The sequence below is a fragment of the Flavobacteriales bacterium genome (assembly GCA_020635395.1).
GTDB lineage: Bacteria > Bacteroidota > Bacteroidia > NS11-12g > UBA9320 > UBA987.
Genome location: JACJZV010000004.1, coordinates 286,422 through 298,955, shown reverse-complemented (window position 1 = coordinate 298,955; position 12,534 = coordinate 286,422). Strand labels below are relative to the sequence as shown.

Here is a 12,534-nt window from a genome sequence, read left to right as displayed (position 1 = left end):
AAATTTCATTAGATATGTTTTATTTTTGAGGTCATTATGATTAAAAGATTTTTTCATATAGCTCTTGTGGTCATAGTTTCATGCAATTCGAAAAATAATATGGTTTCTGAACATGCCAACGTTTTGATGGATACTATTACCTTTAGTAGTTCTTTGAATCCCGACACAATTTCTCCCGAAAAATTTGATTTTATCAATAATGAAAAACAACTATCATTACTAGGTAAATTTCAATTTGATGGTTTTTCCGGTTTAGCACTAAAGGAAGGGCTTGATTCTATAAACCACTTTATTCAAATTGAATTTGACTTTAAAAGTGATTCATTTACTAATTATGATGAAACATCGGATTATAGATTTCTAATTGGGAGATATTCTAGTAACGATGGCGAGTATGGTTTAAAAATATACTACAATCAGAATATTGTTGGTTTTGCCGTCGGGGGAGGCAAGAATAATTCGCTACAAGTTCTAAAATTTGACATCCCAGATCAGAAATTCTTGATGAAGTGGCATCATTTGAAGGCGATATATGGTATTGAAGGTACTATGGAGTTGTCACTTGACGGGATCTCTTCAGATGTTAGATTGGATATTCTAAGTGAGTCGAATAATGATTGGGTGATGCTGAAATGGCACAGAAATACAAGATGGACAATAGGAGTGTTGGAAGAATTGGGGGAACAAAATGTAGTGTTTAGCCATTTTCATATTGGAGAAATTCGAAATTTAAAGATTAATGGGTTATAGTGCAAGCGTGCAAAAAATCAAAGTATTTGTTTCGTACTTACTATGTATCATTTTATGTGTAGAATGTAATTTTCGAAATGAGAATAGCTCAGGTGTTTCTCAAAAGGTTGAGTCCACATCTGTATCTATCAACTCCTGCTCATATGCGGATAAGGAAATTGATGTACTTGGTGTTGACCGTAAAGTTGATGAATATCCTCGGGTTTGTATTGATTCCCAATTTTATTTTTCAGGGACCAAGGTGTTATTTCACACGAAAAACGGGGTTGTCAACGGCGATAATTTGGACATTTTAATAAAATTTAAGTGCGATAGTTCTGTTCTGCAAAATTTTAATGAAGAGTATCGTGTGCTGTTGGCGAATTACTCATCCTTCAATGGTGAATATGGGGCGTCAATCTGCTATTCGCCTACTTCGATTCGGTGGACATTCGGTTTTGGCAAAGGAAATGAGCAGCTAAACTACATTTATCAGATTGACTCATCTAAATTTCTGACTGAATGGCATGAAATTATTGTAAAAAAAAGGGTTGGACTTCCATTAAACATTACCTTGGATGGGGAATATATTATGGATGAGTTGATGATTGTGGATAATTTCAATGCAGCGGATTTACTGCATGAGGTTGATTGGAAGAAGGGAACCCCTTGGGTTATTGGGGGATTTGAAAATGAAGCAACAAACTTAAGTTTTACAAATATTCATAGAGGGTGGATTCAGGAATTCAAAATAAATTGTTTCTAGAAGATTATTTTTGAAGAAATAATTAACGTGATACATGAGTTTTTTAAAATCGGATTTTCTCTTAATTCCTTTAAATGTTTTTTTCGTTTAAAAGTAGGTTTTTGTTACTGTATTTTGATGTTTTTTTTTGACAGCGAAGCTCAAATTATTAAAGAGGGTTTGGTTGGATATTGGCCATTTAACGGAAATGCCAATGATGAAAGTAATCAGGGAAATAATGGAGTGGTCAAAGGTGCAACTCTGGCATATGACAGATATGGGAGAAAGGACTCTGCTTATTATTTTGATGGGAATAATGATTATATTGACCTAGGTCGCGGGTCATCATTATATCCTAGTAGCATTACGCTCAATTTATGGTTTAAATATAATAATCAACATCAAACTGGTGTAATGGTATCATGTACGAATAGCAATAATGGCGAATGGGGGGTAAGTATGCGTGTTCAAGAGGATCAACTATATGGAGTAAAATCAGCACTTGGGGCTGGGGGTAATAACAGGGCTATTGGCCACACAATTGGAAGAATTTATGATTTTTCATGGCATATGATTACTTTGGTTTATGACAATTCATCGAATTTGACGTGTAAAACGTATTTTGACGGTTTTTTTGCAGGGAATCATAACTACTATGGAGTTTCCGGGGACTTTGGAAACCAAGATTATCTTCAATATGATAAAAGTATGAATTGGCTTGTTGGTGCTCAACCCCAGTATTTTTTCTCGTCTGGAAGTAACGGACCTCAGTATTTTCAAGGATATTTGGATGATATCTCCATTTTTAACAGGCCTTTATCTGCCAAAGAGATTGAAATGTTGTATTCAGGTTATTCATCAGACACTTGTGTTGTAACAGTATTTGATACAATTTCGGTGGCCGTTACTGACACGTTGTTTATAAAAATACCCACAAAGGCTAATAATCCTTGTGAATTGATGGTTTATCCAAATCCAACTAGAGATGTTCTTTTTGTCGATGCTTCAAAATGTAATCATGACATTTACACCTTGAAAATATTTAATGATATTGGACAGTTAGTGTACCAAAGTCTAATTGGTTCGAGTGGAAGCAAACTTGTTGACTTACAAGGGTATGATTTTGCCGAGGGCGTTTATCTGTTAAAAATTTTGAATAAATCAGACGAAATTGTAATGGTAAAGAAGATTGTTCTTTACTAAGCAAGTCTTTTAATATGGTTGATTATTGCATCTACATGTTTTTGCCAAGTATATTTTGAACATGCCAGCTCCCGTGCATTGAGTCTTAGATTATTCCATCTATCGTCTTCCCACGATTGCGATATGCTGGAAATAGTGTGTTTAAGTTGCTCTACGTTTCCAGGTTCGGTTAGTATGGAATTCTCTTCATGTGCCAATATTTCCCCTATTTGGTCTAATTTACTGGCAATAATTACCTTGCCCATGGCAAGATATTCAAAAAGTTTGGTTGGTGAGCCAAAAAAAGGAGTGCCATCTTCATTTGGTATGTGCGGCGAAACTAATACGTCACACGCAGCTAAGTATTTAGGAGATTCTTCCTGAGGAATCATGCCGGGTAAAATCACGGAACCGTCTTTTAAATGATTCGCCAGAATTTCTTTAACGGTCGGCATTTTTATTCCATCGCCGATTAAAAAAAAGCAAGACTTAGTTTTTGAATCTTTTTTTAAAAATGCATCTATGGCTTTTGCAAAAACCTCTATTCCATGCCATTGACCAAAACTTCCAATGAAGCCAAAAACAATACTATTTTGAGGTATGTTGTATTTCATTCGAATGTCACTACCATCAATTTCTGGTCGATATTTGTTTATGTCAACTCCGTTAGGATAAACAATAATCTTGTCATCTGATACGCCCTGATTTTTTAATAACCTTTTTAATTCATCTGAAACAACTATGATGGACGATGCTTTCTTTATATTATAATTTTCGATGTGCGTTGCAATTGGAATTTCAAATAACCTCTTGTATAAATTTTGAACAAAGCCTGATAAAGAAAACCACGACTTTTGTTTATTCCAATGTTTTAAACCCCATGCTTCCGAAGCATTATACTCCAAAACAAAGGGAGTTCCCCATTTGTTCGCCAAATACGCTCCACAAAAGGAGTTGGCAGATAGACGGTGATAAACGGCATCGTAATATTTTTTTTTACGAAGCCTACGGATAAGTTTGAAATTGTAAAAAATCTCATTTATAGCAGTTGGTAAAAGTTTGTATCGTATTGGTGAAATATTTTCCAAAGGAATCTTTACCTCCGGCAAGAAGTCGTTTGTTACCACATCTACATGATGATTCTCTGCCAGAGCATTTATAACACCTGAAGTGTGTGTTACACTACCACCTGCCTTTAGGCCAAATGCGTATCGAGTTCTCAGATATAGGATATTCATATTTCTGAGTTATTTGATTCAAGCCAATAATTGAGGGCATAGAGCACCCAAAGCTTAAATCCAACATTTTTTCCTTTCATAGATTTCTTGTACATGTTATTTAGGAACTTTTCTTCGATATACATTTTAATTGGGGCGTTCGATTTTTTTAGAATCTCTTTCTCAAACCAAATGGGTAAAGTTTCATTTAAAAATGGTGTGAGAAGCTGTCCAAAGCCTACTTTAGGGGACTTTAAAATATATTCAGGGAGTTTATTCTTAGCAATTTTTTTTAGAAGGTATTTGGCGGTGCCATCCTTCATTTTCGTTTCAAAAGGCACACTACATGAGAATTCAACCAATTTGTGGTCAACAAACGGACTTCGGGCTTCTATGCTTGCTGCCATAGACGGGTAGTCAATTCGAGATAGAATCATTTCAGGAAGTCGAATTTTATACTCCAAATTCGTAATTTTTCGTAAAAACTCATCATCGGTGTTGGTGTTAATTTCATTCATCGTATCCAATAATATGGAGAAGGAACTCCTCACTTTCCGGTTTTTCCAAAACTTCTTTTTTTCGGATTCAGTAAATCCATGAATGTGAGCAGCAGAAACGATTTTCCCATTTTCAATTAAGTCCATCTTTTTTAAATCATAGATTGGATTATTGAAAAGTGCTTTGAAAAGCCTTGGAAATTTTTTGATTAAATTAAACCGATTCTGGTGTTTTAGATATTTTGGATACCCTCCAATTTCATCACCACCCTCTCCAACCATGAGTACATTTCTCTCCAATTCTCTTGACATCTTTGATAGAATGAACATCAAAACGGAATTCGGGTCGCCTATTGGAACATCTTTTTGAGCCTTTAAATATTCGCTAAGGCTTTCTGCCAATATTTTTTCGTCAATTTTTTTTGATACAAATGGGATATCGTTTTCACTACAATATTGTTCCGCAATTTGATCTTCGTTGAATTGGTTATTAACAGAGTATGAAATATTAATTGCAAGCAGATCTGGATTGATTTTTTTGGAATAAAAAATATTTAGGGAACTGTCTAATCCACCGCTTAGAGCAAATGAAATTGGGGCATCCGAAACATTTCTATATGTCATTGAGGAGTCAATTAGTTCCTCAGTTTTTGAAATAATATCTTGTTCATCTAATCTGGATATTTTGTTTAAGTAATCACTAACGTTCCAATATTGATGTTTCGAAGTGCCATACTTCGAAATAGTCATATACATACCTGCCTCTAGCTTGTAGATGTTCTGATAGAACGTTTCAGGTGCCTTGATTGTGAGATATGTTAGGTAATCATAGACGGCTGTTGGATTAATTTCCTTCACTATACTCCCAGATTTAAATAGAGCCTGTATTTCAGAAGCGAAGTAAAGATTTTCATTAATGCTCGTATAATAAATTGGTTTTTGGCCGATTCTATCGCGAATGAGGTATACTGTTTCTTCCCTTTTGTCATACAGGGCAATGGCAAATTGTCCAACGAATTTATGCACACATTCAATTCCCCATTCTTTGAATGCGTAGATAATAACTTCTGTGTCAGAATGATTAGTCTTGAAATTGTACTTTTCACTCAGACTAGCTCTTATTTCGGCGTGGTTGAAAATTTCGCCGTTGAAACTTACAATTATTTCTTGGGCCTCATCACTCATAGGTTGGTTTGCGATTGGATTCAGGTCTATGATAGCCAACCTCCGATGCCCAAAGCATACATTTGGTGAGTAATAAACGCCTTGATTGTCTGGCCCCCGATGATAGAGGGCTGTGGTTATTTTTACTAACTCTTCTTTGGATGAATCCTGAAGTCCATTGAAATTAATAATCCCGCTTATTCCACACATGTGTTTTTATTTGCTAACTTAAAAGATACGCCAATTATTTCTCTAGTGTTTTTAAACGAAGATAATACGATAGCTGCTATGGGGTGTTTCATCATAAAATTGAAATTCATTTCGATTGAGTAATTGAAGTGAAAAATATTGATGGGTTTAATTTCGACAATCTGTCCCAGGTATAATAGCTCTTCAAGAGTATATTCATGATGATGACCAATGAAAGGTATTTCTGATTCATAAATTGACTTAATATTTGGCAAAGGCGATTTACCTAAAATCACGTCTCGTCGTTTAAAGTAATAAAGAATGTTAGGGACGTCAATGTAAATAACGCCATTTGATGTGAGAGTTTGCCGGACATTATGCAAAAAAGGTTTTAAGGAATATGAAATGTGTTCCAAGACCGCCATTATACTAATGTAATCATAAAACACACTTTCTAGTTGTTCTTGGAAAGGATCAATGTCGATGATTTTTACTCCTTGGGATTCAATAAACATGAATAATGGATTGAAGCTGTCATCATAATACTTTTTTGCTTCGGTCATAACAGATGTGTAGCCTAAATCTTTTAAAGTTAAAGAATATACACCCCAAAATCCGCCAATATCCAAACATGTTTTCGCCCCATCGGGTATTTCAAGATATGCATTATAGAATCTTTTTGCGGATTTATCAAGATACCTTTTAAAATTATAGGGAATATTCCAATCTACATTATGTCTTGCAATCTTTTGTTGCATTTCATCAGTCCAGAATTGATAAACTTGATTAACACGATTGGTGTATATCTCAACAAATTCTATATAGTCAATTTTGTTTGGGTATCTTTTTGCCATGTCTATAAACCATTTGAATAACACAAATAAATATGATGAAGTATGAAATCAGGGAGGAATAAGCCGCTCCAATTTCTCCATACTCTGGTATGAAGAATTTGTTGAAGGTTATGTTAACAAAGAAAACAATAATCCAACAAAAAATTAGTCTTGAAGGTAATCCAATGGAAGCTAGGTATTGTGACATTGACGTAGTTAAGGACAAAAAGAAAATTGCTAATAACAATACCCTGAAACTTGCCACTGCCGCCAAAAATTCCTTACCAAACAAAATAAGAATTATGTGTTCGGATAATATAAAGGCAGTAGCACAGCCTAATAACATTATTAAAAGTAGATGGTTAAAGCTTCTTTTGTTGAGACGATATCTCTCAGTGGGATCCATTTCTGATGTCAATTTTGGCATTAATAGACTTGAAATTACCACCGCAAAAATCGAAATTTGATCAATAATCTGAACGGCTGACGAATAATAACCAACGGCTCCATCTCCGAGATAGTATTTAATAAGGTAAACATCACTCCGTATTACCATATATCCTAACAAACCTATTGCATAAATTCTTAATCCATAAGTAAAAGTAGGCTTTAAAACATTGAAATCAATTTTGTAGACCATTTTTTCAAAGCTCCTACGGGCTATGACGAAGTTCGCGATTCCGAGTATAGTAAATTCCAAAATTGCAATACGAATTGCATAAAAAAGAGTTAAATTTTTCTCATAATAAAGTACAACTATTAATACAAGAGTTATCGCTTTTGCGACAATGTTCAGAATATTAACTTTCCGTATGTTATCAATAGCAATGTTCAAGTTTTGGCCAACGATACTCGTAAAGTATGCTAATGTACCAATGGCAATATAAACAAAACCACCTTGAAACATGGAAACTTTGGTGGGGTATAAATAGTTTGCAAACGCAAATAATGCAAATGCAAGACCTGAAGTAGAAATTATCCAAGCGATGGAGTTTGTATAAAGTTTTGGAAGTAGGTTTCTATTTTTACTAACTTGATAGGTATTTGAGGAATGAAGGCCTAGGTTACTCAATTGCATCAATACACCTATAGTTTGAATTATTAAGGCGTACTTGCCTTTTCCCTCAGGGCCTAAGGCTCTCGTGACAAGCATTACAGGGACCAATCCAATCAGTATTGTAATCCATTTGCTTGCCAAAGTGTGGATAACATTTTTTACGAATGGTAGTTTGAGCGTAGCTCCAAGGTCATACCCAATGAACTTCATTAAACCTCCTCCACCTCAAAACTTGCACCCGTTGTTTGCAACATGTCCCATAGTGGTATGGGCCACTCGCCACCTTTTTTTAGGCAATTGTATAATGCTGAAAGCTCTTCAAACTGACCCTTTTTGCTTATGTTGGAGCTTATTTCTTTGAGCTTTAAACCATAGCCAGTGAGGAATTTGTAATCATCCATTATGATTGATTTTTCATCAAAATGGACTTCCATGAATTCTTTTGAAAGTTTTTTGCTTCCAACGGCAAAATATTGAACCGTACATACCGAACCGTCTTCGTATTTTAATACGATTGAACGATTGTCGTGTTTGCTCATTTTATCGGTTTTTGGTGTTAAATGTTCTGTGCTGATGCTCGTTATTTTACTTCCTGTAAATGAAGTCATCAAATCAATGATATGACACGCCTCCCCAACAATCCTTCCTCCGTGTTCGTGTGTCCAATGGTCGAGCGGGATATATCCAGCGTTCATTCTATATTGAATCATCAACGGGTTTGTTCGGGTGGAAGTATGTTTTCTTATTTCTTCGGCGTATGGGCTAAATCTTCTGTTGAAACCCACCATCAGCATTGGGGCGTTTTCCCTATCTTTATAAAAATTTGATATGGCTTCCAATTCTTCGCGGGTGGTGCATAGCGGTTTTTCAACAAAAACATTTTTTCCAGCCTCAAGACATTGCAAAACCAATGTTCCGTGATTGTCGTGACGGGTAGTAATCATTACCAAATCAATGTCGTTGTCCGCTAAAACTTCATTGATTTCTGTTGTGGCATAGTCGGCAGAATATTGTTGTGCAACGGCTTTCCCTTTTTGTCCGGTACGGTTTACAATGGCTTTGATTTTGAATTTATCCGACAGCTTTTGAAGGTTTGGCAGGTGCATTCCTGTAGCAAAACTGCCTACTCCAACCATGGCCACATTAATAATGTTTTTGTTTAATGGGGTTTGATTTAAAACAATTTTATGCTCGTTTGTCTCAATTGATGTTAGATTAATATCAACCCCATAATCTAAAATGGAAATAATTGGCTTTGGATATTCGCCATTTTTCAAAACATCAAATGCTTCCTCCACTTTTTCAATTGGGTAGGTGGCATTTAGCAAGGGCTCTAAATTAATAGCCCCTGTATGCACTAGTCGCAAATACTCCGTCATATTGCGGTTTTCTGTCCAACGAACATAAGAATATGGATAATCCAATCCTTTTTGCTCGTAGTTGTCGTCATATCTTCCGGGGCCGTAGCTGGTTGATATTAAAAAGTCGAGTTCTTTTTTGTAAATGTCACCACGATTTATTTCCATGCCGGAAACACCTACCAACACAACTCTGCCTTTTCGTTTACACATTTTAAATGCGGTAGAAAGCGGCTCGCTACTCGATGTGGCGGCTGTAAAAATAACGGCATCAGCACCATGACCGTTGCTGATGGCCTCTACTTTTTTAACAATATCTTCGATATTCGGGTTTAGCACCGCCTCTGCTCCCAACTGTTTTGCAATTTCAAGTCTATGATTGTCCAAATCAACAACAAGGGTTCTTACGCCACTGGCTTGCAACATTTGCTGAGCCAATAAGCCTAAAATTCCTGCTCCTTGCACTACACAAATTTCGCCCAAGGTCAGTTCTGCTCTTCGCACGCCTTGCATGGCAATGCCACCAAGCGTAACCGTAGAAGCGGTTTTAAAATCCATGCCTTGTGGCATTTTCATAACCAAATTGACTGGTACATCCACAAATTCGGCATGATTGGCTATGCCAGCTCCTGCTGCAGTAACATGGTCTCCAACTGAAAAATCTTTTACGTTTTTGCCAACACCAATCACAATTCCAGAAATAGAATATCCGGTTGGTTTGCCACCTTCAAGCGTACCTTTTATTCGGGCAATCATTTTCATAATGCCATTTTCTTTGGCAAAATTTAGAGCATTTTTCACCTCTGCTGGCTGCTCTAAGGCTCTTTTAATCAGAGACTTGCCGGTTTCTGAAACATTGCTCATTTCGGTGCCGGCACTGATACAACTATTCACTACTTTTATCAAAACGCTTCCTTCTGAAACATTCGGAGTAGGAACGTTTTCGGCCAATACTTTTCCTTTTTTTACAACTGCTTGAAGCACGGATTTGTCAATTTTTGTGCAAAGGAAATCAATGTTCGGGCTTTCGCCAAATATCTAAACTTCTGAGCAAGCTAAGTTGTAAACATTTACACTCTGCTTAAAAAATCAATATTGCTACATTTGTCGCCATAAAATAGAAAAAAACAGATGTTTAACTTAATCATTTTTGGTCCTCCGGGAGCCGGAAAAGGCACGCAAAGTGCCATGTTAATTGAAAAATATGGGTTGACTCATTTAAGCACTGGCGATGTTTTTAGAGCAAATATTAAAGGCGAAACAGAGCTTGGCGTTTTGGCAAAGTCGTATATGGATAAAGGCGAATTGGTACCCGACAGCGTTACAATAGCCATGGTTGAAGATTTTGTTAAATCGCACGAAGCCAAAGGTTTCATTTTCGATGGTTTCCCACGAACTTTATCTCAGGGAGAAGCATTGGATGAAATTTTAACCAAATTTGGCACTCAAATAAATGTGGTGTTGGCCTTGGAAGTGGATGAAGATGAATTGGTTAAACGATTGCTCGAACGAGGCAAATCGTCGGGAAGAGTGGATGATCAGGATGAAACCATAATCAGAAACAGATTTAAGGAGTATAACGACAAAACCGAACCCCTTTTGGCGTTTTATGAAAAACAAAATAAAGCGAATCGGGTGTTTGGCATGGGTGAAATAGATGAAATATTTGGCCGTTTGTGCGAGGCAATTGATGCCAAATTGAATTCTTAAAAAAAATATTTTGTCAAATCCCAACTTTATTGATTACGTTAAAATTTGTTGCCGCTCAGGCAAGGGCGGGGCTGGCAGTTGGTCGCTTTTTCGTGATAAGCTGAATAGCAAAGGCGGGCCAGATGGGGGAGATGGAGGTGCCGGCGGCTCCGTAATTTTAAAAGGTAATGCCCAATTGTGGACGTTGCTTCACTTAAAATATAAAAAACATGTAATCTGCGAAAACGGAGTAAATGGGCTGGGCGGGCGAAAAACCGGAAGAAAAGGAGCCGACCAAATATTGGAAGTGCCGCTTGGCACGGTGGCCAAAGATGCCGAAACCGGCGAAATACAGTTTGAAATAACCGAAGATGGACAAACACAGGTGCTTACACCTGGTGGGCGGGGCGGACTTGGAAACTGGAATTTTAAATCGGCCACAAACCAAACACCCCGATTTGCCCAACCAGGAGAGGAGGGTAGAGAGGAGTGGAAAATTTTAGAATTGAAAGTATTGGCCGATGTGGGTCTTGTTGGTTTTCCAAATGCCGGAAAAAGCACCCTGCTGTCGGTGGTTTCTGCAGCAAAACCCGAAATTGCCAATTATCCTTTTACCACGCTTGTACCCAACTTGGGAATGGTTCAATACCGAGATTTTAAATCGTTTGTAATGGCCGATATTCCGGGTATTATTGAAGGAGCGAGTGAGGGGAAGGGTTTGGGACATCGTTTTTTGAGACATATTGAGCGTAATTCGATTTTGCTGTTTTTAATTCCGGCAGACTCGGAGGATATTGCCAAAGAGTACAAAATTTTGCTCTCTGAGTTAGAAAAATACAACGAAGAAATGCTCTACAAAGACCGAATTTTGGCCATTAGCAAAAGTGACATGCTTGATGAGGAGCTGATGAAAGAAATGAAAAATCAGCTTCCCAAAGACGTTGAAGCGATTTTTATATCCTCTGTTTCTGGGTTTAATATTCAAACTTTAAAGGATTTGCTTTGGAATCGGTTGAACAAATAAGAACACCGGAAACCATTTTTGAATTATTCTAAATAATATTAAAAACCACTTGTTTTTTTATTCTTTGTTTCTTTTTATTTTAAAATTAATCATTTATTAATCAAATAGTTATGTAAATTTAAACCGCAAATTATTGCCGCTCAATCGTTTGCCGATTTCGAGTGTCAAAATCAAAATGTTCCATACCAAAGATTTGGATAATACATAATGGGGATGTTAAATTTACCCCCGTTATTACTTATATGAAAAATGCTACTGTTGATGTCAATGCTCTATTGAGCAGTGATGAAAAGTTAAAATCAATTACTATTAGGCACATGTTGGCTGCCAATCAAAATGTAATTTGGTCGTTCGTTAGCAAGTATGGGGGGTCGAATGTGGACTTAAATACGATTATGAATGATGGAATAATTACATTAATTCACAATTTAAAAAATGCAAAATTTCAGTATCGATGTTCCTTAAATACCTACTACGTTGGGATATGTAAAATTCTTTGGTTAAATAAATGTAAACCCATAAAAAATTGTATTGAAGTTTTTATTGATGATTTGAGCCAAAAAGAATACAACGTCTATGTTGATATTGTCGATTATTTTGAAAAGGCTGATGATTTTGCAAAAAAATGGGAAAAAATATCCAACCAACTCCCCGAAACATGTGTGAAAATTCTCAGGCTTTGGTCGCTCGGATATTCTATGACCGAAATATGCAAAATAATGGAATACAAAAACTCGCAGGTGGCAATGAACAAAAAAAGCAAATGCCTAAAAGCTTTATTTGATAAAAAACTTAGTGATTCTACTCCAAAAAAACGGCTAAAACTCTAAAACTTTACTCGATAAATAAT

The 12,534-nt window shown here is 36.4% G+C and carries 11 protein-coding genes; 6 read left to right on the top strand and 5 right to left on the bottom strand.

Annotated elements, in window-relative coordinates; translation table 11 throughout:
* The first annotated feature begins 99 nt into the window (after positions 1 to 99).
* From H6607_12470 to H6607_12460, 3 genes are all read left to right on the top strand, one after another.
* The gene (locus H6607_12470) at positions 100 to 750 is read left to right on the top strand and encodes a hypothetical protein (GenBank protein ID MCB9263180.1); all 651 of its coding nucleotides are present in this window, start codon (positions 100 to 102) and stop codon (positions 748 to 750) included.
* 241 nt (positions 751 to 991) lie between these two features.
* Entirely contained in the window at positions 992 to 1,495 is a 504-nt protein-coding gene (locus H6607_12465) for a hypothetical protein (GenBank protein ID MCB9263179.1), read from the top strand.
* A gap of 114 nt (positions 1,496 to 1,609) precedes the next feature.
* Positions 1,610 to 2,677, top strand: a complete 1,068-nt coding sequence (locus H6607_12460; GenBank protein MCB9263178.1) for a T9SS type A sorting domain-containing protein — start codon at positions 1,610 to 1,612, stop codon at positions 2,675 to 2,677.
* On the opposite strand, the gene H6607_12455 is transcribed toward H6607_12460, so the two are convergent.
* The 5 genes from H6607_12455 to H6607_12435 are packed head-to-tail and all read right to left on the bottom strand — an operon-like array spanning position 2,674 to position 9,955.
* Positions 2,674 to 3,894 carry a glycosyltransferase family 4 protein gene (locus H6607_12455; GenBank protein MCB9263177.1) on the bottom strand — a complete coding sequence of 407 codons (1,221 nt, stop codon included), beginning with the start codon at positions 3,892 to 3,894 and terminating at the stop codon, positions 2,674 to 2,676. The two genes, H6607_12460 and H6607_12455, sit on opposite strands and share 4 nt — an antisense overlap.
* Entirely contained in the window at positions 3,891 to 5,744 is a 1,854-nt protein-coding gene (asnB, locus tag H6607_12450; protein MCB9263176.1) for an asparagine synthase (glutamine-hydrolyzing), read from the bottom strand. Before asnB ends, H6607_12455 begins: the two co-directional genes overlap by 4 nt.
* On the bottom strand, positions 5,732 to 6,577 hold the full coding sequence (locus H6607_12445; GenBank protein ID MCB9263175.1) for a hypothetical protein: 846 nt from the start codon (positions 6,575 to 6,577) through the stop codon (positions 5,732 to 5,734). The genes asnB and H6607_12445 overlap by 13 nt, the downstream gene beginning before the upstream one ends.
* Complete coding sequence (locus H6607_12440; protein MCB9263174.1) at positions 6,549 to 7,823, bottom strand: flippase; 1,275 nt, start codon at positions 7,821 to 7,823, stop codon at positions 6,549 to 6,551. Before H6607_12440 ends, H6607_12445 begins: the two co-directional genes overlap by 29 nt.
* A complete protein-coding gene (locus H6607_12435) occupies positions 7,823 to 9,955 on the bottom strand; it encodes a bi-domain-containing oxidoreductase (protein ID MCB9263173.1) in 2,133 nt (710 codons plus the stop codon). Before H6607_12435 ends, H6607_12440 begins: the two co-directional genes overlap by 1 nt.
* A 147-nt stretch (positions 9,956 to 10,102) precedes the next feature.
* Here H6607_12435 and H6607_12430 point away from each other — a divergent pair, with 147 nt between their 5' ends.
* The 3 genes from H6607_12430 (at position 10,103) to H6607_12420 (ending at position 12,514) form a co-directional block, all read left to right on the top strand.
* Positions 10,103 to 10,681 (top strand): adenylate kinase, encoded by a 579-nt coding sequence (locus tag H6607_12430; GenBank protein MCB9263172.1) that lies wholly within the window; start codon positions 10,103 to 10,105, stop codon positions 10,679 to 10,681.
* 10 nt (positions 10,682 to 10,691) lie between these two features.
* A complete protein-coding gene (gene obgE / locus H6607_12425) occupies positions 10,692 to 11,684 on the top strand; it encodes a GTPase ObgE (protein ID MCB9263171.1) in 993 nt (330 codons plus the stop codon).
* Positions 11,685 to 11,926: 242 nt separating this feature from the next.
* A complete protein-coding gene (locus H6607_12420; protein MCB9263170.1) occupies positions 11,927 to 12,514 on the top strand; it encodes a hypothetical protein in 588 nt (195 codons plus the stop codon).
* Positions 12,515 to 12,534 lie beyond the last annotated feature (20 nt).

What these genes read in the sequence shown, in the direction of transcription:
- H6607_12470 (MCB9263180.1), top strand. Translation starts at nt 100, where the DNA reads ATGGTTTCTGAACATGCCAACGTTTTGATGGATACTATTACCTTTAGT.
- H6607_12455 (MCB9263177.1), bottom strand. Translation starts at nt 3,894, where the DNA reads ATGAATATCCTATATCTGAGAACTCGATACGCATTTGGCCTAAAGGCA.
- asnB (MCB9263176.1), bottom strand. Translation starts at nt 5,744, where the DNA reads ATGTGTGGAATAAGCGGGATTATTAATTTCAATGGACTTCAGGATTCA.
- H6607_12445 (MCB9263175.1), bottom strand. Translation starts at nt 6,577, where the DNA reads ATGGCAAAAAGATACCCAAACAAAATTGACTATATAGAATTTGTTGAG.
- H6607_12440 (MCB9263174.1), bottom strand. Translation starts at nt 7,823, where the DNA reads ATGAAGTTCATTGGGTATGACCTTGGAGCTACGCTCAAACTACCATTC.
- H6607_12430 (MCB9263172.1), top strand. Translation starts at nt 10,103, where the DNA reads ATGTTTAACTTAATCATTTTTGGTCCTCCGGGAGCCGGAAAAGGCACG.
- H6607_12420 (MCB9263170.1), top strand. Translation starts at nt 11,927, where the DNA reads ATGAAAAATGCTACTGTTGATGTCAATGCTCTATTGAGCAGTGATGAA.